The organism is Chloroflexota bacterium (assembly GCA_034717495.1).
In the GTDB taxonomy this organism is placed as follows: domain Bacteria; phylum Chloroflexota; class Anaerolineae; order JAAEKA01; family JAAEKA01; genus JAYELL01.
The window spans coordinates 90,659-114,866 of sequence record JAYELL010000101.1; the positions used below are offsets into that span (position 1 = coordinate 90,659).

Genomic DNA, 24,208 nt, shown 5'->3' on the forward strand with positions numbered 1-24,208 from the left:
TGGCAATTTGTTTCAGGCCGCACCCTTCGACAGGCTCAGGATGCAGGGTTCTCTTTCGGGCGTTCAGCCCAGGGAAGCGTGCCATGGTCTGCATCCTGAGCAGGTCACGAGCTGCCCGAAAGGGCCGCCTGTCGGCGTGTCGAGGGACCGTGTCGAATTCTCTGCGTAACTCCAGTTACCAATTGACAATCGTATATTAAAATGCCTCTCCCAATCTCAGTGCAGCGCGCATTGCCTCAATCCGCACTACGGGGTCAGGATCGGTTTTGGCGAGGGCCTGCAGTGCAAGCCTGATGCGCTCCTCACCGATCTCGCCCAATGCCCAGACAGCTTCCTCTCTCACGATTGGTTCAGCATCCTGCTTTGCGACCCTGAGCAGCGCGTTGACCGCGCTGGGTGAGCCGATAAAGCCCAGAAGTTCAGCCGCATTGCGACGGACCGGGGTTTCCCGGGAACGCAGCCCGATGACCAGGGAAGGCACAGCTTTTTCGCCCAGGTTCAGCAGGGCCACCTGAGCAGCGTTGCGATGGGCTGTCAATTCCTCGTCATCGAGTCCATTTACCAGAACAGCCATGGCTCTTGGGGTACCTATGCCGGCCAATGCTATAGCAACAGGCCGGGGATTATCGGTCGTTTCGAAGATCTTGGCCAACCGGCCGATTGCCCAGCGCGGCGCCAACTCGGCCAGGGCCTGCCCAGCCTCCTCCTGTGCCAACGGATCGCCCTGCTCAAGTGATTCGAGTAAGGCGTCGACGACTTCGTCAGGGGATGTACCCTGCGCGAAGAGAGCGACAGGTTGCAGGCACAGCAGCACAATGGCCAGCGCAAGAACGAGTGTAGCGGTAAAGAGATATCGCATCGGAAGGTGCTTTCCAGAGCCCGAACGGCACGTCCAGGCGTTTTTTTTGCCCGCAGCAGGACCGAAAAATGTCCAGCATCCAGGCCGGTGGTTATTATAACCCACCTGGTCCTGTCCGGGAAAAACCCATAACAAGGCCTGATTAATGGTCAATTGCCAACACCCGCCCGTACGCGCGAAAAAGGTTGGTAGGGGCGACCCATTCCCAGAAAGAAAGAACTCGGCGGGGAACGGTTTGCAGGCAGGGGCATTGTTGGTAGGCGGGAATCTAATTCAGGAATGGGTCGTCCCTACGAATGGCATGGAATATGAAGATCGTCTGGCCGGGAGCGAAGTTGTCAGGAATGGGTCGCCCGTACAGGTACGGGTTCAGGTGGCAAAAAGAAGAGTGCGCCCCGGTCAGCCCGGCCAGGGCGCACTGCAAGGAGGGGAAGAAAATCCAACGCAAGACGCCTCTAAGACGCACGACACTGCCATTGGGTTCCGCCTGCATTGACATTTCTGGGGCGATTTGTTAAGATACTGCCATGCAAACCCTCCAATTACGCCAGCGGGAGTACCTTTTGCGTATCAGCCGGGCCATGACCTCCCGTCTGGACTTACCCTCCCTGTTAAGACTCATCCTCAATAGCGCTGTGGAAATGGTGGGAGGTGAGGTAGGTATGATCGCCTTGCGGCGCGATGATGGCAATCTGGTGCCGCAAGCACTGTATGGTGTTCCCAAGGAAAAAGCCAAACAACTGGCGTCCCTTCTGGTTGGGGTGTCACAAATAGCGCCTGGCAGCGATGGCGATTGGACATTGCCGGAACTCTCCTTGCCCCTTGTTTCGGCCGCCGCCGGCATGCCCTTGCGCCAGGTAGTTCAGTTGCCACTGCGCATTGGAGATGAGTTGCTTGGGGCGATTACCATTTTTCGAACCGGAGGAGCCGCGTTTCGGACAAATGAGAGGCAGGTATTGCAAAGCTTCGCCGATCAGGCCGCTATTGCTGTGCGCAATGCACGGCTCTATGAGGAGGTGTCGGCCGAAAAACGCCGTCTGGACGCGATCATCGATCATAGCGCCGAAGGAGTCATGATCCTGGACCACGATCGACGCATCCGGGTCATGAATCGAGCTTTCGCAACCATGACTGGCTGGCCAGCGCAGGATGCCATCGGCGAGCCATGTTGGAAAGTACTTGCCCTGGAGAATCGCAAGGGATCTGATCCATGCGCTGTCGATGGTTCGGTCGAAAGCCTTCCTGAGAACGAGTCTCTCTATGTCGAGGGAGACTTGATCAGACCAGGGGGTTCGAAACTGACTCTGGGTGTTACCTACACGCCACTTTGGGATGCTGAAGGACAGCTGCTCAACATTCTGGTCAATGCGGTCGATATAACGCGCTTCAGGGAGGCTGAGCAGATGAAGTCGACTTTCATCAGTGCCATCTCCCACGAATTGAAGACGCCGGTTGCGCTCATCAAGGGCTATGCCAGCACGCTGGGGCGACCTGACGCAGCCTGGGGCGAAGATACGGTACACGACGGTTTGACGGTGATCGAGGAGGAGGCGGACCGGCTCAACGATCTTATCGACGACCTGCTTGATGCCAGCCGCATCCAGGCCGGTGTGCTGAAACTGGATCCCAGCGATGTGGATATGGGACGTCTTGCCCGAAAGGTCGTGGAAGGTTTCAGTCTTCAAACCGAAATCCACGATTTTGAACTCGACTTTCCGCCTGATCTTCCGTTGGTTGTGGTTGATGAGGTTCGGGTGCGCCAGGTGTTCGATAACCTGGTCAGCAACGCAATAAAATACTCCCCCGACGGCGGCATCATTCGGGTCGGTGCCTGGTCTGATGATGCCGGTGTCACCGCTTTTGTGGCGGACCAGGGTATCGGCATACCTGTCCGTGAGCAGGGGCGGCTCTTTGAAAGCTTCTACCGGGTGGATTCAGGGTTGAGACGGCAGACCAGTGGAACCGGGCTCGGCCTGTATTTGAGCAAGGCAATCGTGGAAGCCCATGGCGGGCAGATATGGTTTAGAAGTGAGCCGGGAAAAGGCTCGACCTTTTTCTTCTCCCTGCCCTATTCCGCAGAGGAGCGCAATGAAAGATAACGGACACATTCTAATTGTCGACGATGAACCCAGGATGCGCCATTTTGTGCGCATGAACCTGGAATTGGAGGGCTTTCGCGTAAGTGAGGCCAGCAACGGTCTGGAGGCTATCCGCAAGGTGCGGGAGGGAATGCCCGACCTGGTGGTGATGGACGTGGAGATGCCTCAACTTGACGGCTTCGAAACCCTGGAGGAGATACGGCGAACATCGCCGGTGCCTGTCATCATGCTCACCGTGCGCGCGGATGAGGAGGATTTGATCCAGGGACTGGCGCTGGGGGCTGATGATTATGTAACCAAACCTTTTAGCGTCCGGGAACTTCTCGGTCGCGTCAATGCCGTGCTTCGGCGGGTTGAACTGAGTTCGCCGCCCGATCGGACGAAAAACCGCTTCGAGATCGATGACCGTTTGACTGTTGATTTCGACCGGCGCGAGGTGCTGGTCGATGGCGAACCGGTGAAAATGCGTCCTACAGAGTATCGTCTTCTTTATCATTTCGTTCAGAACGCAGGCTGGACGTTGACCCACGAGCAACTGCTTTCCAAGGTATGGGGGCCAGAATATGTAGATGACAATCAACTTTTGCGCCTCTACGTTACCTACCTGCGCAAGAAAATCGAACTGGACCCCTCCGATCCCCAGTACATCTTCAATGAGCGCGGAGTAGGCTATCGCTTCGCCGATTTCCACAGGTAGAAGGACTCGAGCAGCGATTCTCAATATGCAGAAGTCAATGGATTCAATTGACCGGGGCAGCAAGATGTGTTAAAATTCGGCCTGATAATGTCTTTGGCGCTACTCCCCTCGCGATCATGGGCTGAAGTAGCGTCACTTTTTGTGTAGAGTGCTCATGGAATAGAAAAACGATGACAGAAAAGCCTTCGATTTACCCCGTTGAAGCTCGCAAGACCGCGCGTGTGCGCTTCGCAGACGGTCGTTTCTTTGAATCCGCGCCGGGCAGAACGCTCGAGGAATACGCCAGGGAGGCCTTTCCCGATCCAGAGGTGCCATTTGTAGCCGCCATTGCTGATGGCGAACTGGTGGAATTGACCTACCCGGTGGTTCGGGACACGGACGTATCATTGATCTTCATGGACAATGTCGACGGGATGCGAATCTACCGCCGGTCCCTGTCGATGCTCCTGGTGGCGGCTGTGAGTGAGTTGTTTCCGGGTACCCGCCTGTACATCGATCATTCCATGACTTTCGGGGGACTTTACTGCCACGTGGAAGGCAGACCACCACTTACTTCTCTGGAGCTCCAGGTGCTTGAGGATCGTATGCGTGACATGGTTGCCCGGGATCTTCCGATCCGGCGGGAAGAGGTCCCGGTTGAGGATGCCATCGAGGAATTCCGTGCCCGCAATGACGAGGAAAAGGCCAGGCTGCTGGAACAAAGTGACAAGAAGACGGTGGCTATCTATCAGGTCGGTGATTATCGTAATCACCTTCATGGCTATATGGTTCCGAGCATGGGTTATTTGCGCTGGTTTGATTTAGTACCCTATCCGCCAGGTTTCGTCCTGCATTATCCGCGCCGGCAAGCCCCGACCGAACTTCAGACCTTCAGGGCTGTGCCGAGATTGGTACAGGTGTTTCAGGAGTATCGGGAGTGGGTCAATGTAATCGGTGTACGCAACGTGGCTGCACTCAACGCGTCGATCGAAGATGGCCGGATTCGTGAGGTGGCCCTGGTGGCTGAAGCCTTGCACGAGCAGCGCATTGCGGCAATCGCCCACCAGATTGCGCGACGGCGCAGCGAAGTAGGGTTGGTCTTGATCGCCGGGCCTTCATCTTCGGGAAAAACTACCTTTGCCCGGCGCCTGTCGGTGCAACTGTTGGCCAACGGAATGTTGCCAGTGGCTTTGGGCCTCGATAATTGGTTCATCGATCGCGACAGAACCCCGGTGGACGAATATGGTGAGCATGACTTTGAGGCGTTGGAAGCCATCAACCTGGCATTGTTCAACCAGCATTTGCGCCAGCTGGTAGCGGGCGAGACTGTAACTCTGCCGCGCTATAACTTTCATACAGGCAAGAGCGAGTCGGGTGAGACTTTGAGCGTCAAACCTGACCACGTTATCCTGGTTGAAGGAATCCATGGCCTGAATCCGCAATTGCTATCCGATGTGCCCCAGGAACGAATGTTTCGTATCTACGTCTCGCCCCTTACCCAGCTCAATGTCGACCGGCACAACCGGGTGTCGACGACTGACACGAGAATCGTCCGGCGCATAGTGCGGGATGCTGCCAGGCGCGGCTATTCGGCAGCTGAAACCATTGCTCGTTGGCCAAGTGTTTGGCGGGGTGAACGGCAGCACATCTTTCCCTACCAGCAACATGCAGATGCCATGTTCAATTCCGCTCTGGTGTACGAATTGGCTGTCTTGCGTCCCCTTGCCGAACCGTTGTTACTCTCTGTGGAGCCACGGACGCCGGAACGGATTGAAGCTCAGCGTTTATTGAGTTTTCTGCGTTGGTTCAGGCCATGTCGACGGGACGTGGTGCCGGAGAACTCCATACTGCGAGAGTTCGTCGGCGGCTCGAACATGGAACAGTTCACCCCCTGGCGGCGTCAATCCCGTGAAGGGGAATGAGGCAGATCAATCCAGGAAAGATCAGCGCGAATCTGCGCCGAAGGTCTGCGTAAACCGGCGGTGAAATCAGAAAAAAGACACAACCGCAGACCTGAATGAACCGCAGATGACGCTGATGAACGCCTGTTAGGGTGAGTCCAAATCGGGGCTTTCTTGCCAATTCCATGGCGTTCGGCTACAATGATTTCCCTGTCGCAAGCAATCTGCTTCCTTCACGGGTCCCCGGCTTGTTTCTTGATATATTGTCAGGTGATCCGGGTGATCTGATTGAAGAGAGCCCAGACATTCGGGGTGAGGCAGAGGTTGTCCAGCTGAATTGCAACCGATTTGTAGTGGCAAAAAGCCGCTGAAGTGCGCTGGAGGGCATAGAATCTGTGAGTGAAAAGAGTGCAATTGCAGGGCGCAGGATAAGGGATTCGTTCGCTGCGATCAGGGTGCCGGTGATGGCCGCGTTCCTGCTGTTTTTTGCTGCGGGCTGTTTTTCGCGGCCTGCCGTGGTCCCAGATGCCACGCCAACCGTGGCGAGACCACCGGCGCAACTTCCGGCACCTGGCACGACACTGACAGCGACTCCTGAAACTGCGGCGACAGTACCTGCGCCGACCAGCACACCGAGCGGTTCTATCACGCTGCCAGATGATGCCCCTCCGCTCAGCGGCGCGCCCGATCGTGTAGTCATTCCTGCAATCGATCTCGATACGGCCATTGTCGACGTGGGTTGGACTGTCGTGGAGCGGGGCGATGAGCGTTTCACCGAGTGGGAGACCGCTGAAGACGCTGCAGCACGTCATATCAACAGCGCGAGGCCCGGGCAACAGGGCAATGTAGTATTGTCGGGCCATCATAATACCAGGGGCGAGGTGTTCCGACGCATCAGCGATCTGGAAATCGAGCCCGGAGATTATATCTATCTCTATGATGACGAGGGCCAACGACACACCTATCTGGTGGATGAAGTGACAGATCCGCCGCTTCTTGAGGTCGGTGCCGATTCCGATCAGCGGCTCGAAAATGCCCGCTATATTCTGCCAACCAACGATGCCCGGGTGACCCTGGTCACTTGCTGGCCTTATTGGACCAACACGCATCGGGTTGTCGTTGTCGGCAAGCTCGTTGCGCAAGAGAATTGATTAGAAGGCTCGGCGCATAGGATTAGTGGTGTAAGGTTACGCGGTCCGGAAGGATAAGTATGGAACTTCGTCGCATTGGACAGATTCTCTGGAAATGGCTTTGGCTGATCATCCTGGGGGCGGTTTTGGCTGGTGGCACAGCCTATGTCATTAGCATGCGATCGACCCCGATCTACCGGGCATCGACACAGATACTGATCCAGCAGAATAGCAATCCAGCAGCGCCTCAATGGACCGACGTTTTGACCTCTGAGCGTCTTGCTGCCAACTATGCGCAACTCCTGACCACAAGGCCGATCTTGGAGAAGGTTGCCGAAAGTGTTGGTTTGCCGGCGATAGATTCGCGGATCATTGTCGATCCTGTGCGTGAGACACAGCTCATTGCTCTCCATGTGGAGGACCCCAATCCAGCGCTGGCAACAGCGATTGCCAATGAGGTACCACAAGTCTTTATCGATGTGAACGATGCCCAGAAGGCCAGTCGATTCGATAGCTCACTTGAGGCTTTCGATGAGCAGATAAGCCGGGTCGAAAGGGATATCCAGACCCTTCAGGAGGAGTTGATTGCTTTCGACGTTCGGGAAAGCAATGGGGAAGAGCTCTCCTTCAACGAGATGGCTCGTCGTATTTCTCTGGAAACTTCGCTTGCCCAGTACCAGGCGTCTCTCTCCGATATCTGGCGCCGCCGCGACGAGGTTAGTCGCCAGAGTGCTCTCAGCGGCGATACAGTGACTGTGGTAGAAAGTGCCATCCAACCGACCGTGCCGGTCAGGCCTCGTGTGCTGTTGAACACCGCTTTGGCCGCGGCTTTGGGTGCCTTGTTAATGACTGCCATGGCTTTTCTGATCGAATACCTGGACGACACCATCAAACTGCCGGTGGATGCCAGTCGCGTCACCGGATTGCCAGCACTGGGGTCTTTGGTTCGACTTCCCAACGGTGGCGAACGGCAATTGATAGCACACACCAATCCGAAATCTCCGTTCAGCGAAGCCTATCGCACATTGCGTACCAATATCCAGTTTTCCAGTTTGGATAAACCGGTCGAAACCCTGATGGTAACCAGCGCCAGCCCGGGCGAGGGGAAAAGCACAACGATTGCAAACCTGGCGGTCGTGATTGCCCAGACGGGCAAACGTACCATTCTGGTAGATTCCGATCTGCGCCGTCCGGTATTGCATCAGGTATTTCGAGTGCCCAATGCTGTGGGTGTGACAAGCGCCCTGCTACAGCCCGAGGGCAGCGACCTCTCGCCGTTCCTGCAGTCGACGGAGGTAGAAAACCTGCGGTTGATGACCAGCGGGCCTCAACCACCGAATCCATCTGAGTTACTTGGCTCGCGTCGTATGACCGCGTTGGTTCAGGACCTGGCCGACCATGCCGATGTCCTGGTGTTTGACAGCCCGCCAACGTTGGCTGTAACCGACGCCGCGGTCCTGGCTCGATGCATGGATGGCGTTCTCCTGGTGGTGGAATCTGCCAAGACACGGGAAGGGGCTGTCAGGCTTGCAGCTCAGGAACTGGCCAAGGTTAACGCCAGCGTGTTGGGTGTTGTTGTCAACCGGATCTCTTCGCGGTTGGCAGGTTCACATTATTACTACTACGACTACTATGAGGAAAAGTCCGAGGGTGACGACTCCTCTTCTGGCGACGGTGACAGGCAGGGTGATCTTGACCAGGGTTGGTCATCTGAGTCGGGCAAGGCGCCAGCGGGCGGTTTCGTAACGAGCCGTCTTCGCCGCCCTGGCTCCTCAGTTCAAGATGTTTGAGGAAACGCCTCGTGAGGTGATGAGTCCATGAGCGGGGAGCGGCGCCCACCGAAGGAGTATGGTAGTGGTGGGTTGGGTCGCCGTTCCCTCTGGCGGGATGGCCGGCTGTGGATCGGCCTGCTGTTTAGCCTGGCTTGTCTGGCGCTGGCTTTTTATGGTGTAGACCTGGCCGAGGTTGGAGCGGCTCTTCGTGGGGTTGATCCCGTTTGGCTCGCTGTCGCTCTTTTTGTAACCTTGATCACCACGGTAGCCAAAGCAGGGCGTTGGCGGCTTCTGATCAAGCTGGACTCCTCCCCACTCGATCGATCGGGTGATTCCTCGGGTTTCTCACTGGGCATTGGACGCCTGACCAGTATCTGGCAAGCAGGCGCGGCGCTAAACCTGGCTTTGCCTGCGCCGCGCAGTGGCGATGTTGCTCGGGCGTATTTGGCCGGAGAGGCCGGAGGCGTGAGTAAGTCCCTGGTCCTGGGCACAATTGCCGCGGAGAAGTCGCTTGATATTGTGATGTTGGCGGTGAGTTTTTTGATCCTGCTGCCTTTCATGACTCTGCCATCCGAACTGGAAACCCGGCGGGGTTCGATCGTTGGCCTGGCTGTGATTGTGCCCTTGGTGATCATTGTGGTTCTGTGGCAGCGGCAGCGATTTCTTGGATGGACGCACGATATCCTGATGCGTTCCCCCGGCAGCTGGGGTAATACTCTTTTTGGAAGTGCCGAACGAGCGGTGCAAGGCCTGGATGCGCTCAGCAGGCCTCGAACTGTTCTGATCCTGGCCCTGATATCGGTCGGTATCTGGTTCCTGGCAACGTTAACCAACTACTGTGTTTTTCTGGCCATGCACCTGCCTCCCTCGTGGATCCAAAGTCTCTTCGTGCTCGTGGTTCTCCAGGCTGGGATCATTCTCCCTTCCACGCCTGGCAAGATCGGAGTCTTTCAGGTTTTATGCCGGTGGTCCCTGGTTTTTTTTGGTTATTCAGCCACGATTGGGCTGGCCTACGGGATATTGCTCTACATGGTGGCTCCCCTCGCTATCATGTTGACGGGTGCTATCACGTTGGTATGGGAAAGCTGGCAGTTACGTCAGTCGCCGAAGACCATCGGTACCCTGGCGATCGGCAGCGATGACGTGACATAGAACTAGTGTGGAGTCCTTGCTAAGAAACTGTTTGAAAGGTCGTCTTGTCCATGGGCTTGTTGGGTCTTCAAAGTGTGCTTGGCGGCATCAGGCGGGTTTCCAGGCCAGAATTGCAGCTTTCGAGCGGCTTGGGGAGACCTTCGACCTCTTTTCAAACAGCTAGTAAGACGGGCCTGAGGTCAACAGTGATATCCGTTGTGGTTCCGGCACATAATGCAACCAGTACTCTGGACGAATGTCTGCGGGCACTCGTGGATCAAACGGTGCCGCGCGCTGACTACGAGGTCATCGTGGTCGATGATGGCTCCCTGGACAATACGTCTGAAGTGGCAGCTCGCTATCAGGCTGACGGAGTCCAGTTAGTCAGGCAACAGAATCAAGGGCCTTCGGGCGCCCGCAACGCAGGCGTTGCCCATAGCAGCGGAACAATGCTTCTGTTTACCGACTCGGACTGCGCGCCAAAGCGCGACTGGATTGAACGAATGCTTACCGCCTTTGATGATGTGGAATTGATGGGTGCCAAGGGAACCTACCTGACCCGCCAGCGATCGAAGGTGGCTCGATTCGTTCAGGCGGAGTACGAGGATCGTTATGATCGCATGAGGGGACAGGATCAAATCGACTTCATTGACACCTATTCGGCGGCCTATCGGCGGGACGTTTTTCTGCAGAACGGCGGCTTTGATACCTCCATCAAGTATTTGGAGGATCAGGAGTTCAGTTTTCGCCTCGCTGAAAAGGGGTATAAGCTGGGATTTGTCCCGGAGGCTCAGGTATATCATCACCACGATCAGGATATCCTTGAGTACTTCGAGCGAAAATTCAATATTGGCGTTTGGAAGGCCCGCATTATTCAGCGCTATCCGGAGCGACTGGCCAGCGACTCGCACACGCCACCGGTGCTCAAGCTGCAGCTCGTTCTGCTTCTCGTGGCTTTTCCTTTGTTGGTCACCGGATTCATTGTCAGGCAATTGGGATTTGATTGGTGGGACTGGGTGGCGATCGCCGGTGTGTTGGCGCTGGTGGCCTTTTTTCTCAGTGGCGTGCCGTTCATGGTGAAGACCTGGCGCAAAGACCCTGTTATTGGCCTTATTTCTCCTGGTATGATATTCCTGCGGGCTATCGCGTTGGGTTCAGGCTATGCAATCGGGTCACTGCGATTCGTGCGGGTAGCGCCTGAGACTCATGCGGTGCTGAGTGCCAGGGATCGGCTACTAAAGAGAACCGTCGACCTGGTTGGGGCCGTGACAGGCTTGACCCTCTCGGCACCTCTGTTAGTGGCAATCGCAGTTGCGGTCAAGATCGACTCTGCTGGACCGGTCGTATTTGTTCAGGATAGAGTGGGCGAAAACGGGCGCCCGTTTCAGCTGGTCAAGTTTCGAACGATGGTTGTGGGCGCGGACGAGCGCCTCGCGGAGTTGGTCGACCTCGATAACCTGGAGGAGCCTGTATTTAAGGTCAGAGATGACCCCAGAGTTACCAGGGTCGGCCGATTCTTGCGTCGTTTCAGTCTGGATGAGCTGCCCCAGTTTCTCAATGTGTTGCGAGGCGAAATGAGTTTGGTGGGCCCGCGCCCGGAGGAGGAATGGCTGGTTCGACTGTATAACGACCGTCAGCGCCGGCGTCTGGCCGTCAAACCTGGAATCACGGGCCCAATGCAAATCAATGGTCGGGCCAATCTGACTCTGAATCAGCGCCTCGACCTGGAATTGAACTATATCGAAAACTATTCGTTGCGGCGCGACTTACTGATACTTCTCAAAACTTTGCCGGCTGTCGTCCAGGGTTACGGCGCGTATTAATGAGAAAATTGTCAATGGTCAATTGCAGAGGCTACACGTAGAGGCTGTTCTTGAGTGCTCTTATCGAAATTCCCATGAACCGCATTCTTCTGGCCGGTATAATCATCGTGATGGTTTTGTTTGCCCAATCCTGTGTGCCGCCGCAACAGGACATGTTGGAGTCTGGTGCGACCCAACCAGCCGTGGCAGATGAGGCTGATATGACAGCGACCGCCATCGCGTCAATGCCGACTCCCACCCCGGCGCCAACCGATACGCCGACATCGGAGCCGCTGGTGCCAACCCTGGCGCTAAACACTGTCGAGCCAACGGATCTTCTGCAGCGGCAAAAAACTCTGACCGCTGAACCAACCATCGGGCCAACGGCAACCTTGCCTGCCGAGATAACTGAAGTTCCCATGGACCAGCCACCGTTGCCAACGAACACGCCTGCGGTTGACTCTTCGCAGGAAGCGGATACACTTGTTCCGGTCGTGGAACAATTTGCTGAAGGGCCACTTTTTTCAGCGCCGGAACCGGGAAGTCTCCGCAGCCGTCTCGGAGTAGGTGTACCACGTCATGTGTCGGATCAGTACCTGGACCAGGGATTGGCGCAGCGGTTGGGCTTTGGTTGGTACCTGGATTGGGGTCCCAATGAGGCCCCACCTGAGATTGAAGGGGTCGAATTTGCGCAGATGATCCGTGTGTATGGCCCTGATTTCGTGCCCAATCGTCAGTCGATTGCCAATGTCCTTGCCACGAACCGCGGCGCTCTCTGGATCATCGGCAACGAGCCCGATGTGCCCTGGCAGGATAACCAGACCGCCGGGGGCTATGCCCAGGCCTATCATGAGCTTCATACTTTCATCAAATCGTTGGACCCCAATGCACAGGTTGCGATCGGTGGTGTTTCACAGATTACGCCCCTGCGCCTCCAGTACCTGGATGATGTTTTGACGGCCTATGAACGGATGTTTGGACAGCCCATGCCGGTAGATGTTTGGAATATCCATACCTTTATCCTGAGAGAGGAAAGGGATTCCTGGGGCGTCTCCATTCCGCCAGGTATGGATGTCTCCCAGGGCATACTTTGGGAGATTGAAGACCACGATAATCTGGAGTTGTTCAAAAAACAGATTATTGAGTTTCGGCGCTGGATGGCTGAAAAGGGTGAGAGGGAAAAGCCTCTTATTGTGACGGAATATGGTATATTGATGCCAGAGGGCTATGGCTTTGAGGATGAAGATGTAATTCAGTTCATGGAAGGTAGCTTTGATTTCATGCTCGAAAGCCGTGATTCAGAAACCGGTCTGCCCGGCGACGACAACCGGCTGGTGCAGCGATTGACCTGGTTTAGCCTGGGCGATGACCAGTACCCCACGGGCAATCTTCTGGATCCGGCTACCGGCGAGCTTACGCCGGTGGGTGAAGCATTTGCCGGCTATGCTGCGCGCCTGGATGCGAATTAGCAGGGGCGACAGGCTCGTTCTATCGGCTTATCGCGCCAGATGGCGCTTTGGAGAATTCCATGCGAAATGTTAGAAACTGGGTATTATTGATATTGGTGATGGGCTCCATGCTTTTGATGCCATTGGCTTCCTACGCCGACCCGGGGGAGTCGAACTGCTACTATCCCTCGTTGTCCGAACGATTTGGCGTGACAGTGCGCTCCGATACCAACATCGATCTCTATGATGTTGAGTTGCTCTCGGCCGGACGCTACCTCAATTGGCTGGCACACCCCTACGCTTCTCACCCCAATCAGATGCACTACTACAGGATGATCCGCATCACTGAGAATGCCTTTTACCCCTCGGGTGAGCAGCTTACTGATACAGCCCGCCTCAATCCGGGAACCACTTGGATTATCGGCAACGAGGCGGATGTTATCTGGCAGGACAATGTCACACCGGAGGTGTATGCCCGCCGTTATCACGATGCCTACGAGACCATCATTGCTGCAGATCCCACGGCGAAATTTGTCATCAACGGTGTGGTACAGGTGTCGGAGCTGCGTCTGGAATGGTTGAATCAAGTATTGGCGGCCTATCAGAACATGTACGGTACCAATATTCCGGTCGATATGTGGAACGTGCATACCTATGTGGGCAACGAAATGCATCGCATGTGGGGCTTTGACCTGCCTCCAGGCATTGACAATGCGCCCGGCTATACCGGCAATGAGTCAGGAGAGTGGTTTGAGGCGGGCTATGGTCCGGCGGGCGATGACATCATCCATCTCAGCAACCACCTTGGCAGCCAGGCCTGGTTTGCCTTCCACGGCAGCGAAGTCACTGTTCACCTTGGTACAGCGCCCGACGCGGGCATCGTGGAAATCTTCGCTGATCTGAATCCTGTACCGGTTGCGACGGTGGATCTTTATGCGCCCGACTGGGGAATGACCGAGGTGACTATCAGCGGGCTGACCAGCGACCCTCCCCCCATTGGCGATCGGCATCACATCCGGCTGCGTGTCACAGGGGAAAACACACCGCCATCCTTCAATACCTGGGTGCGGGTTGATGCGATCGAGGCGCCCTCTACTGCCGGCCTTCCCAATGGACGGCTGGAAAGTCATGCCAGGCCTCGAGCCCATATCGAGAGGGATTTGGAAAATCATGACAATATCGCCATGATCGAGCAACAGATCCGCGATTTTAGGCAGTGGATGGCGGACCACGGCCAGCGGGACAAGCCATTGATCCATACGGAGTATGGGATTCTCATGCCGGAGGAATTCGGTTTCGATTACCCCAGGGTCAGTCAGTTCATGCTGAATAGCTTCGATCTGTTGGCCGGCGATTTCACCGATCCGGACACCGGCTACCCCGCCGACGGCAATCGACTGTTGCAGGAGTGGTTCTGGTTTTCGCTGGCAATCGAGGAGTTCGATGGCTTCATCAACAAGAGTGGCCTGTTTGACCCCTATACAACCCAGATAAAGGCATTGGGAGAGGACTTCGCCGGCTATGTTGTGCCCAGATCCAATGACTATGTTGATCTGGCAGCAGCGTCGCTTACTTTCACGTCCACATGGTCTTTATTTGCCAGTGCACCCAGTTGGGTACAGGTTGAGGCTGGCGCTGTCAACAAGGGAACCATCGACTCTGGCTCGTTTTATATGAACCTGGTTGATGGATGGACCACGGTCAGCAGCCAGTGGTTCAGTGGCCTTTCAGCGCGCTACTCTGGCAACGCCAGTGGTTCGACCAATCACAATTGGTACCCCGTGTCCGATGGTAGCAACGTGCTTGTTCTCCATGTCGATGGACTCGGCCAGGTTGACGAACCCTGCGAATCGAACAACTACCTGAGTGTTCCCCTGGACGCACCACCGTTCACCGATCTGGCGTTGAGTAACCCCAGGACGATTCCCGAGACTATCCCGCATCCTGGCTCTGGCCAGCAAGCGGATGTCACTATTCTGGCGGACCTGCAAAACCTGGGAGGCCTGGGCACGGCTGACAACCAGGTCGTCATCAGGCTTTGGCGCGGCGACCCGGACGCAGGTGGCGTTGCAATCGATGATGTGGTGATTACGCCCAGCACCATGACACTGCCGACCACTGTGCAGTTCGATTGGACAGATGTTCCGCCAGCCTTTCATGATATGACCATTGAAGTGATTCCTGTGCCGGAGGAAACGAACCTGGATAACAACCGTGTTCAGATCAGTTTCCTGTTATCGGACCACGCAGTCTTTATTCCGACGATGCTGTCAGGGCTGGGAGACGGGATTGAATCCTTGGATCAACAGGTGGAGCTGCCTCAGCCTGCGGCATTGCATCAACCAGAATTCCCGTCCGTGCTGGACAAGATCAGTCACATGATCCCGCCAGATTATTTGGGAGGCGAATAAGCACCATGGCTGACAAAAACGAGAAAACAGAACGAACCATCTTTCATTCACGGGCACTCTTGTTCTGGGTGGTTGCCGCAACATTGATCGTTGGCTCGCTGGCTGCATTGCCTGTGGCCTGGGCGCTTCCTGATCAAGCTCCCGATTTTCAGACCGTGCCAACGCGCACCCCAACCCCCACATCTCCCGGCAGTGGCCCAACACCAACCGACCCGCCCAGTGGACCTACGGATACGCCCGTTGTACCAACCAGCACGCCGGTTCAACCAACGCGTACCCCAACCCCGGTTCGACCCACCGATACGCCTGTTCCTGGACAGCCCACCAGCACGTTGACCCCGGTTCGTCCGACCGATACGCCCGTTCCCGGACAACCCACCAGCACGCCGGGCCCAGTGGAACCAACGGCGACCCTTCCTGCGGCTGTGACGCCGGTGGTTCCTCCGGTTCCGGTGCCTCTGTTTGTGCCGGAGGATTGTTTGACCTGGCCGACGCCAGGATTTATACCGGAGCAACTGCCAACACTGATGTTCGAGGGGAGCAGCGATTTCTTCATGGCGGTGCCAGGACAGAATGTTCAACTGAGCTTGAATCTCAAGAATCTTGGAAGTTCCCCTGTCCATGACGTCGTAGTCTGTAATCCACTGGATTCGGCCCTTGAGTTGGTTGATGCCAGTGTGACCCAGGGGACAACCCGCGTCATGCCAGGTGGCGTGATCGCCGAGCTCGGCACGGTGCCACCTCGAGGCACAGCGGAAATACAGCTGATGCTGACCATACGGGGTGAACAGCCGCTGGGCACTGTCATCGAAAACCAGGCATGGGTTGCGGCGGATGACCAGCGAGCCAGTACGTGGCTCTGGACCTGGGCCCTGCCGCCGGCCTGGCTGCCACCGACCGGCAACTGATTGTAACGGCGAAATCTGGCCGTGTCCCGTCTGCAGAAATGGCTGCCACCGATCTTTGTTTTTGGAGTCGCTCTGGCGGTCTATTCCCTTTCGTCGCCCAGCGGCCTTACCTGGGCCAACGATAGCGCCGATGGCGGCGATTTGATTGCCGCGGCCCTGGTTAGCGGTGTCCCCCACCCGCCCGGTTATCCAACCTACACCCTTCTTGCCCGGCTATTCACCTATCTGCCCTTCAATACGCCGGCCTGGCGCGTGAGCCTGCTTTCCTCGATCTGCGGCGCCCTGGCGGCAAGCCTGGTAGCCGCCATCGTGCAGCTTCTGATCTCGCCCCACTTGCGCAGGGACGGTCATTTGCCAGGAGAATCTAAGCCAGATATCGATACATTTCTGACGCGCCCAGCCTTGCAAATGTTAGTGGCAGCGACTGCTGGGCTGATGTTGGCATTTGCCCCCACCGTATGGGGGCAATCGACTGTGGTCGAGGTCTACGCCCTGCACATGGCGTTGGCTACCGCCATGGTATTCTGCCTGTTACGCTGGCGTTTCGGCGGCAACGTGGTCTGGATGGTGGCAGCCGGCCTGGTCTTTGGGCTGACCCTCGGCAATCACCTGACAAGTATCTGGCTTGTGTCCCTGGTTATCCTCTTCCTGTGGGATGGTCTGCGGCACCGACGGTCCGGAGGGCAGGCTTGGATTGTGCCTGCAGTGTTTGTTTTTGCCAGCCTGGCTGGACTCACTGTGTATGCTTATTTACCACTCGCGTCGGCTGGGCGTCCTCCCATCAATTGGGGCAATATTCAGGGCACCGGGGATTTCTGGTGGCTGGCCACCGGTCTGCTGTATCGTCCATTTGTATTTGCCGTGGATGTATGGGATGCGCTTGGCCGGTTGATTGCCTGGGTTGCCATGCTCTGGCGAGATTTTCTGCCATGGGGAATTGCGCTTGCGTTACTGGGCATCGCGCTGGCCTTTCGCCGCAACCGGATGCTGGTCTCCGGTGCCCTGCTTTCCCTGTTTCTCGGCCTGATGTGGGCCATTAGTTTCGACACGAGCGATTCGGTTCTCACCCTGCTTCCCGGGTGGGCTTTTGTCGCCGTGACCGCCGGCTTGGGATTGGCTGCGATTGCCGGGTGGCTGGTACGCTTTGATGACAGGGGTGGTTTCATTACCTGGGTACTCTGTCTGGCGCTGGTGATTATTCCCCTCGTCATTCATTGGCCTGCACAGAACCTGCGCCGGGAGTCGGCAGCGGAGGACTTCGTGGAGACCGTGCTCTCAAATGTCGCGCCCAACGCGCTGCTGCTTACGGTCGGCGACCGGGCAACTTTCGCGCTCTGGTATGCTCGCTATGGGTTGGGCGTACGACCCGACGTGATGGTGATTAGCCGCGACCTGTGGTATCTGGACAGCTATCGGGAAACGGTCGGTTACACCCATCCTGCATTGGCTGGAGACATGCCCAGCGTAATGCTGCCGGAAGTTCTACGCGACGCGAGTCGCCAACGGCCCGTGTATGTGACTGCGGCTTCCGAAGGCAGCCTGGATCTGGCGTCCATGGGGTTTTCCGAGAGCGACCCCTTTCAGTTGATCCCGGTCGACCTGACTGGGCCTGGTGGGGAGGGACTCCCTGGTGGATTATGGCAGCTCCTTCCCGCTCCGCGAGGTGCAGAAATTCTCCTAATCTGGCCTGTGCGAAGTCCCCTTTCGGGTCAGTCGGGTCAACTGGCGCAAGCATGGCCGGATGGCCGACTAACCATGATGGGGGCTACGCCCAGGCTAGACTCCAGCGCAGGGATTTGGCAATTCTGGAATTGCTGCCTGACGCCGATTTTTTTTGGCGAAAATCCTGGCCTGTGGTACCGTATACACTCTCTATGATAGAACAACACTCCTACGGGCAGACAACTGAAAAGGGCTCATCGCCGGGCAGGATCGGATGTGGCCTCCTTGTAGGTCTTCTGCTGCTTTTCATCCTGTTTGCGGCCGCCAAGGGGATTCGTACTCTGCCTGCGGCCCAGGGCGCGCTGGATGATCTGCGGGTGCTCCAGGGAATCGATCTCGGGTCGATGTCAGAACTGGATGGAGAGACCGTGCGGGAGTTCCACTATCGTTTGGCCAAATTGGAAGCCAATCTGGCCACGATTGATGCAGAGATTTCAGCCTTTTTGCCCCTGACCCGCCATATGGGCTGGTTGCCTCAGGTTGGCGACGAGGCACGGGCGTCGTCCGATATGCTCGAATTGGGATTGGCGGCAGCCACCGCCGGGCGAGCGGCCATGGAAGGAGCCTTGCCGGTACTCGAGGCTTTTCAAGAACCGGGCGAAGGTTCTTCCATGGCTCGCGTTGTTTCTGCGCTCGACCAGGCCGAATCCAGTTGGGCTGAGGCCGACGCAGCCTTGAGTCAGGTCGCCGCCGCTCGAACCCAACTCGATCTGAATGCCCTCGACCCTCGTCTTTCCGATCAGATCCAGCGTTTGGATGACTACTTGCCCCTTCTTGACGCGGGTATCGATCTGGCGCGGGCAGCACCTGGTCTGTTTGGGGGTGAGGAGGCCAGGACCTATTTGCTGCTCGCTCAGAACAGTGAAGAATTACGGCCAACGGGGGGGTTTATCTCAGGCGTGGGCTTTCTGAAGATCGATGGCGGTGAGTTGTCAGATCTGGATTTTGAGGACAGCCATCTGGTCTACAGCGCCGATGTCGACCATCCGCCAGCGCCGTCTGACCTGGAAACCTATATGCAAGCCGAGATTTTGCTCTTTCGCGACGCCAATTGGTCGCCCGATTTTCCAACATCGGCGGTTGTCGCACAAGCGTTGTACCAGTTGAACAGGGATGAGCTAAGTGATGGGGTCATTGCCTTCGATATGGAGGCGGCCCGTCTTATCGTGGATGCTCTGGCGCCTCTGGAACTGCCCGGTTATGAGGAACCTGTGACCGGTGAAAACCTGATTACAGCCATGCGAACCATCTGGGCCTCACCCTTCGAAACGGAAAGCACGATTGCCGATCCCCAGAAGGCCGGGTGGTGGTACCATCGCAAGGACTTCATGAGCGATCTTGCTGGAGCTGCCCGCAGCAAGGTAGAGTCGGGCCAGGCTGATCTGGGGCAGCTGGCTCGGGCCCTGTATACGGCCCTCGAGGAAAAGCACATCCTGATCAGTTTGAACGATCGCGCCGGCGCGGACCTGTTGGCGCGGACAGGCTGGGATGGCAGTCTGCAACCTGGAGATGGCGATTATCTGTTGGTGGTTGACAGCAACGTGGGCTGGAACAAGGTCAACACGCTGGTCGATCGAGAGGTGGTCACCCGGGTAACGCCCGGCGAAGCCGGCATTGCCCAGGTTGTCCTGGACATCACCTATACCCACAGGGGTGAGCCGGGATCGGCGCCTTGTGTTCATGAGTCGCGCTATGGTGACAGTTATGAGGACATGATTCGTCGCTGTTATTTCAACTATATCCGGGTATATGTGCCGGGCGGCGCTACGTTGCAGGATTCCTCGGGTTTTGAACCAGGTACCGTGACCAGTTTCCCCGGCGAGCACGGCACAACAGTTTTGGCCGGTTTCGTCGTACTTCCGCCCGGCCAAGAGCACCAGGTGCGCTTGCAATACGAGCTGCCTGCCGGTACCATCGGTGGTGACCGATACGACCTTCGTGTTCAGAAGCAACCGGGCACACCTTCCTGGCCGGTGACAGTGATGCTCACAGACTCGCAAGGTGATTGGCAACTCGTCGAGCCCGAAAGTGGCCTGGATCAAGACGAAAATACAGTCCTGTTCTGGCTGGCAAGCGATACGGACTTGTCCTTTGAACGGGTGAGATAGACCGAATCTGCGAGACAGAAAGAGTTTATTGTGATCAGATCTACTGTGGTTGCGGGGGCATTCGCTGGCTTGCTGCTGCTGAGCCTGACCGGCATGGTAATGGCGTCCGGCAGCAATCTTTCCAGCATCGCAAGGGATGTCACTTATCAGCAAGAGACGCCTGGCCGGCCAATTGTCATTCGTTGGTCGACTGAGACCGAGGTCGACACGGCCGGATTCAACATCTACCGTTCGCAGAGTGAGCAGGGCCCCTGGGTTCAGATCAACGGGCGGTTGATTCCGGGTGCGCCCGATCCATTGCGTGGCGGTAGCTATGTCTTTACCGACACCGAGGTCATCGCTGGCAACACCTATTGGTATGAACTGGAAGAGATCGAACTGTCGGGACGGGCGACTCGTCTGGAGCGTACCCGCGCGCTGGCTGAATCGCAGAAAGGTGACCTGTTGGCGGGTCTACCCTGTGGAAGCAGTTTATTTGCAATGGTATCGCTAGGGATTATGGTAATAGGGGGGCGCAGGAAGATTCATGCCCGTGCCTGATGTAATGCTGATCAGTCCGCCGGACTACAACACTCGGGAGTTTCGTGGCGCTCAACCCCTGGGTATCGCTTACCTGGCCTCGACACTACGAACGCAGGGAAACGTGTCTTGCCGGCTGTTGGACGCGAATGTTGATGGTCCAACACCAATCGACCAGGTAACGGCAGAGGTTATAGCTTTCGTGGAGGAGGTGCGTTCGACCGGGGGACATCCGGTGGTCGGTATTTCCACCGTTTCCCAGGTGATCAAGACGGTCGTGGTGTTGGCCGACCGGATCAAGGCGGCTTTTCCTGACACGTTGATCATACTGGGCGGCTATCACCCCACCTTTGCCCACCGCGAGATACTTAGAGATTTCCCATCGGTGGATATCTGTGTGCGCGGGGAGGGAGAGCAGACACTCCTTGAGATCATGTGCCATTGGCAGGAGGTCTGGCAGCAAAACCGGGCAGAAAATGATCTGAGCCATATCAGGTGGGACCATATTGCGGGCGTTTCATGGCGAGACGGGGAGAAAATCGTTGCCAATAGCAGCCGTCCCAATGCCAGGGACCTGGACCTGGTCCCCTTTCCAGCACGCGATCTTCTTCCCGGGTTGGCATCCTATCCTGTGTACAATGACACAGTATCGGGAACGGTGCGCCTGCGAGTCTCCCTGATGTCCAGCCGGGGTTGCCCATTTAGCTGCAGCTTCTGCTCGATCATCACCTTTTATGGAGATGGGGGTGGAAAGCCCTGGCGCGGCCGCAGCGTGGAGAACGTCGTGGCGGAGATGATCGAGGTGGCAGATACCCTTGGCGCCGGGCATTTCGAGTTTCAAGACGATAATTTTTTTGTGCGGCCTGAGCGGGCACAGGCGATCGTGGAAGGCTACGCTGCCACAGGGCGGGACTTCTCTTTTGCCTTTCTAACCAGGGCCGACCAGATTGTCAGAGGAGAGAGTTACTTTCCGGCCCTCCGGGATGCTGGTTTGCGCTATGTTAGCGTGGGTATCGAAAGTGGCAGCGAGGCATCGTTGAAACGGATGGTCAAAGAAACTTCAGTGGAACTCAATCGCAAGGCGCTAAAAATACTTCACGACAACGATGTAGCTGCTCAGGTCGAGTTCATCATGTTTGAACCTGGCAGCGCGCTGGGTGACCTGCAGGATAATCTACAGTTCCTGGAGGAGCAAGGGCTTTTTGGGTACTTTCCGCCATTGATTTTTGGTGGTCTACTCCTGTTTCCCGGTACTCCGATTCGCCAAAAAATTGCCAGAGAACGGGGGACCACTGGCAGCATTCACAGCAACCTTCCATACAGCTTTCAAGATGGACGAGTGACCCAGGTCTTCGATCTGCTGAGGGCGTTTGAAATGTCTATGGGTCCGCAATGGTTTGATGTTTCTTTTGCGTTGCTGGACGGGATCCCCACCATGGAGATCGAGTTGAGCGCAAACGGCGAATCTCAAAGCGACGCCGAGAGGCTACGCGCTCTGGCCGAGATGAAACTGGAGTTTTTTGCGTTGACTCGGATTCCCTACAATCTGCTGAGGCGGGGATTGGCTCAGGTAGCGAATGAGGGATCGATTTCGCAGCGTGAGTTGCTGGACGGGTCTTGGAGAGACCAGCAGGAAATCATGGAGCGGGTTCAGCAACTCCAGGCGTTTTTGCCAGAAGTGAACTGAGAATCCCGGGCAACCGGTGGCGGTCTCTGCCCAGGCGCAATCGAAAACTGGGCAGGGTCTCCAGCATGTCGACCAGGAAGGCCAGTTGTTCGGAAACCTGGGCAGGATCGTGGAGATCAAGGCTGTAGGGGAGTAATTCGCTCAGAAGAGTCATCTTGTTCGCCGGCTCCAGCGTTGTTTCCGATCCATCGATGACCTCGGGAACGAGGATGATGGCAACTTCCCCTTGTAAAGCGATTCTTTGCGGGTATGCTTCGTTCAAAAAAACCAGATGTTTCCCTACAGCGTTGGGAGGATCGGAAACGTGGGGTCGGAGCCGGGGAAACCAGGCCAGGGTTTGATCGGTGACGTTCAGGGTATTCAACAGAGAAACGACCGTCAATGCACGATCCTGCGATCGAAGCAAGATTGTCGTGTCGTCGCCCAGGAAATCGAAGCCTTGCTGAACGCAGGAGAGCATCGCAGTTGTTTTGCCTGCCCCCGATTTGCCGGCAATCAGGATGGCCTTGTTGTTCAATGCGATGGCTGAGGCGTGCACCAACTGGAGTCCGTACCGGCGCAGGTGCTGATAAAGTGTGATGAAAATCGCCTGTTTGTAATGGTCGGGGAGCCAGTTCCGGGGATCCCGTACAAATCCGAGGGTACGGGACTTTGAGAAGTTGCTGGCCGTGAACACCTGGTTGCCATGGAGGGTGAATAGAAAGGGCCCTTCGCCGTACTCAGCGGTTTGTTGTTCAACCGACCGTTGCTGTGGGGGCCAGGGGAGCCTGGGGAAAGCCATCGAGGTCGCGGCCACGTCGAGAAAATCAAGGGTGAAATCGGGTGCCACCCCTGGCGCTGGTTCTTCGAGATGGACGAGTGGGCGGTTGAAGCGCTCGTCCATCCGCTTGCTGCTCGATCTTATGCGCGTCGCGCAGGGGCCGACCTGGATCAAGCGCTGTTGTGAAAGGGGAATCGACTCGAAAGTGGCTTCCAGGTGTTGAAAGAACTGGGCCGGGGTTACGCCTGACATGTTGTCGGTGAAAACGCTTAATCGTTGGTAACGCAAAAAAGGGAAGCCAAAAACAACTTCCCTTTTAGCCATACAACTCTGCTGAAGGCAGGGCCAGCAGCCAGCGCTAATACCTGTCTTGCAAGCGACGGATGGTACTTTGTAACGAGGTGAATCTACTGACCAGGCTCAAGCCAATTGCCGGTAGGCGTGACTGTACCCAACGTCACCTTCTGAAGCCGCTGATGCTTGGTCAGTTTCGGGGTTTTGTACGTCTTCTTGACTGGAACATTTTTATTCACGATAAGACCTCCGTGGGTTGTCTTGCGCCTCAGGCGCTGCAAGAGTAGGCGTGCAATGCGCAGGCGAGCGGCCTACCCAAAATCATCTACACAGTTGAAATTCTAACTCCACCAACGCGAGTCGTATTGCTTGCTAGGGCCGTGCTGAAGGTGAGCGTGGGCATCAGAACTCATTCCACAATGGTCACCAGACCCTCATCTACCAGATCGCCTACCAGTTCCAATACGTCCTTTTGTGCGATCATGGGCTCTACCTCATAGTTGTCGGCAATCATAGCAGCCAAATCGCCAACGCTTTTTGAACCATCAAGGCTTGCCCATATCTCGGTTGCAACGGCGTTGAGGCTGAAGAATTCTCCACTCTTTTGGTCGATGAGCAATGTTTCGCCGTCAACGATTCGATCGATGACATACGTTGCATCTTTGGCAACTTGTGATTCAAGGGATAACTGAGGCATAACAATGCAGGACGCCACTGGAACTAGTGTTCAGCGAACACGGTTGAATTATAGCATAGGCTTTTGGCATTTGTCAAGGGAAAACAGAGGCCACTTAATTTTCGATGAAATGCTTTGCCCTGGTGTCGGCTGGATTACTTCGAAAATCGGTGTTTGCTGTTATGGTTGTAGTGGCATGGGAACTTCAGTCCTGGCATCTACGTCTGAAGTCTGAGCCGCGCACGTGCGACGACTCGCCTTTCAGGCTGCCGCAAATAGAGTCGTCTGATCCTGAAGTGTTTTCA

The 24,208-nt window shown here is 56.3% G+C and carries 17 protein-coding genes; 14 read left to right on the plus strand and 3 right to left on the minus strand.

Annotated elements, in window-relative coordinates:
- Positions 1–196 precede the first annotated feature (196 nt).
- Positions 197–859, minus strand: coding sequence for a HEAT repeat domain-containing protein (locus U9R25_18180; protein ID MEA3337824.1), 663 nt, complete (start codon positions 857–859; stop codon positions 197–199).
- A 527-nt stretch (positions 860–1,386) separates the two neighbouring features.
- Here U9R25_18180 and U9R25_18185 point away from each other — a divergent pair.
- The 14 genes from U9R25_18185 to U9R25_18250 all read left to right on the plus strand — a co-directional run bounded on the left by U9R25_18185 (position 1,387) and on the right by U9R25_18250 (position 22,173).
- Complete coding sequence (locus U9R25_18185) at positions 1,387–2,958, plus strand: ATP-binding protein (GenBank protein ID MEA3337825.1); 1,572 nt, start codon at positions 1,387–1,389, stop codon at positions 2,956–2,958.
- Positions 2,948–3,655, plus strand: coding sequence for a response regulator transcription factor (locus U9R25_18190; GenBank protein ID MEA3337826.1), 708 nt, complete (start codon positions 2,948–2,950; stop codon positions 3,653–3,655). Before U9R25_18185 ends, U9R25_18190 begins: the two co-directional genes overlap by 11 nt.
- A gap of 170 nt (positions 3,656–3,825) precedes the next feature.
- On the plus strand, positions 3,826–5,556 hold the full coding sequence (locus tag U9R25_18195; protein MEA3337827.1) for a nucleoside kinase: 1,731 nt from the start codon (positions 3,826–3,828) through the stop codon (positions 5,554–5,556).
- Between the two features lie 374 nt (positions 5,557–5,930).
- Positions 5,931–6,686 carry a sortase gene (locus tag U9R25_18200; protein MEA3337828.1) on the plus strand — a complete coding sequence of 252 codons (756 nt, stop codon included), beginning with the start codon at positions 5,931–5,933 and terminating at the stop codon, positions 6,684–6,686.
- 59 nt (positions 6,687–6,745) lie between these two features.
- Positions 6,746–8,455, plus strand: coding sequence for a polysaccharide biosynthesis tyrosine autokinase (locus U9R25_18205; protein MEA3337829.1), 1,710 nt, complete (start codon positions 6,746–6,748; stop codon positions 8,453–8,455).
- A gap of 27 nt (positions 8,456–8,482) precedes the next feature.
- Positions 8,483–9,589, plus strand: coding sequence for a lysylphosphatidylglycerol synthase transmembrane domain-containing protein (locus tag U9R25_18210; protein ID MEA3337830.1), 1,107 nt, complete (start codon positions 8,483–8,485; stop codon positions 9,587–9,589).
- A gap of 185 nt (positions 9,590–9,774) precedes the next feature.
- Entirely contained in the window at positions 9,775–11,391 is a 1,617-nt protein-coding gene (locus U9R25_18215; GenBank protein ID MEA3337831.1) for a sugar transferase, read from the plus strand.
- A 74-nt stretch (positions 11,392–11,465) separates the two neighbouring features.
- Positions 11,466–12,839, plus strand: coding sequence for a glycosyl hydrolase (locus U9R25_18220; GenBank protein MEA3337832.1), 1,374 nt, complete (start codon positions 11,466–11,468; stop codon positions 12,837–12,839).
- Positions 12,840–12,898: 59 nt separating this feature from the next.
- The gene (locus tag U9R25_18225) at positions 12,899–15,229 is read left to right on the plus strand and encodes a hypothetical protein (GenBank protein MEA3337833.1); all 2,331 of its coding nucleotides are present in this window, start codon (positions 12,899–12,901) and stop codon (positions 15,227–15,229) included.
- A 5-nt stretch (positions 15,230–15,234) separates the two neighbouring features.
- Positions 15,235–16,137: a hypothetical protein gene (locus U9R25_18230; GenBank protein MEA3337834.1), complete on the plus strand. Its 903-nt coding sequence runs from the start codon at positions 15,235–15,237 to the stop codon at positions 16,135–16,137.
- A gap of 21 nt (positions 16,138–16,158) precedes the next feature.
- The gene (locus tag U9R25_18235) at positions 16,159–18,015 is read left to right on the plus strand and encodes a DUF2723 domain-containing protein (protein MEA3337835.1); all 1,857 of its coding nucleotides are present in this window, start codon (positions 16,159–16,161) and stop codon (positions 18,013–18,015) included.
- Positions 18,012–19,967 (plus strand): DUF4012 domain-containing protein, encoded by a 1,956-nt coding sequence (locus tag U9R25_18240; GenBank protein MEA3337836.1) that lies wholly within the window; start codon positions 18,012–18,014, stop codon positions 19,965–19,967. Before U9R25_18235 ends, U9R25_18240 begins: the two co-directional genes overlap by 4 nt.
- Positions 19,968–19,997: 30 nt before the next feature.
- A complete protein-coding gene (locus U9R25_18245; protein ID MEA3337837.1) occupies positions 19,998–20,507 on the plus strand; it encodes a hypothetical protein in 510 nt (169 codons plus the stop codon).
- Complete coding sequence (locus U9R25_18250; GenBank protein MEA3337838.1) at positions 20,494–22,173, plus strand: radical SAM protein; 1,680 nt, start codon at positions 20,494–20,496, stop codon at positions 22,171–22,173. The genes U9R25_18245 and U9R25_18250 overlap by 14 nt, the downstream gene beginning before the upstream one ends.
- Here the strand turns inward: U9R25_18250 and U9R25_18255 are convergent.
- The gene (locus U9R25_18255; GenBank protein ID MEA3337839.1) at positions 22,124–23,257 is read right to left on the minus strand and encodes a hypothetical protein; all 1,134 of its coding nucleotides are present in this window, start codon (positions 23,255–23,257) and stop codon (positions 22,124–22,126) included. The two genes, U9R25_18250 and U9R25_18255, sit on opposite strands and share 50 nt — an antisense overlap.
- A 379-nt stretch (positions 23,258–23,636) precedes the next feature.
- Positions 23,637–23,924 (minus strand): PqqD family protein, encoded by a 288-nt coding sequence (locus U9R25_18260; protein ID MEA3337840.1) that lies wholly within the window; start codon positions 23,922–23,924, stop codon positions 23,637–23,639.
- Positions 23,925–24,208: the final 284 nt, after the last annotated feature.

Excerpts from the sequence above, each read along its gene's own strand:
- U9R25_18205 (MEA3337829.1), top strand. The coding sequence starts at position 6,746 with ATGGAACTTCGTCGCATTGGACAGATTCTCTGGAAATGGCTTTGGCTG.
- U9R25_18195 (MEA3337827.1), top strand. The coding sequence starts at position 3,826 with ATGACAGAAAAGCCTTCGATTTACCCCGTTGAAGCTCGCAAGACCGCG.
- U9R25_18240 (MEA3337836.1), top strand. The coding sequence starts at position 18,012 with ATGATAGAACAACACTCCTACGGGCAGACAACTGAAAAGGGCTCATCG.
- U9R25_18225 (MEA3337833.1), top strand. The coding sequence starts at position 12,899 with ATGCGAAATGTTAGAAACTGGGTATTATTGATATTGGTGATGGGCTCC.
- U9R25_18260 (MEA3337840.1), bottom strand. The coding sequence starts at position 23,924 with ATGCCTCAGTTATCCCTTGAATCACAAGTTGCCAAAGATGCAACGTAT.
- U9R25_18190 (MEA3337826.1), top strand. The coding sequence starts at position 2,948 with ATGAAAGATAACGGACACATTCTAATTGTCGACGATGAACCCAGGATG.
- U9R25_18180 (MEA3337824.1), bottom strand. The coding sequence starts at position 859 with ATGCGATATCTCTTTACCGCTACACTCGTTCTTGCGCTGGCCATTGTG.
- U9R25_18255 (MEA3337839.1), bottom strand. The coding sequence starts at position 23,257 with ATGGCTAAAAGGGAAGTTGTTTTTGGCTTCCCTTTTTTGCGTTACCAA.
- U9R25_18185 (MEA3337825.1), top strand. The coding sequence starts at position 1,387 with ATGCAAACCCTCCAATTACGCCAGCGGGAGTACCTTTTGCGTATCAGC.
- U9R25_18230 (MEA3337834.1), top strand. The coding sequence starts at position 15,235 with ATGGCTGACAAAAACGAGAAAACAGAACGAACCATCTTTCATTCACGG.
- U9R25_18210 (MEA3337830.1), top strand. The coding sequence starts at position 8,483 with ATGAGCGGGGAGCGGCGCCCACCGAAGGAGTATGGTAGTGGTGGGTTG.
- U9R25_18250 (MEA3337838.1), top strand. The coding sequence starts at position 20,494 with ATGCCCGTGCCTGATGTAATGCTGATCAGTCCGCCGGACTACAACACT.
- U9R25_18220 (MEA3337832.1), top strand. The coding sequence starts at position 11,466 with ATGAACCGCATTCTTCTGGCCGGTATAATCATCGTGATGGTTTTGTTT.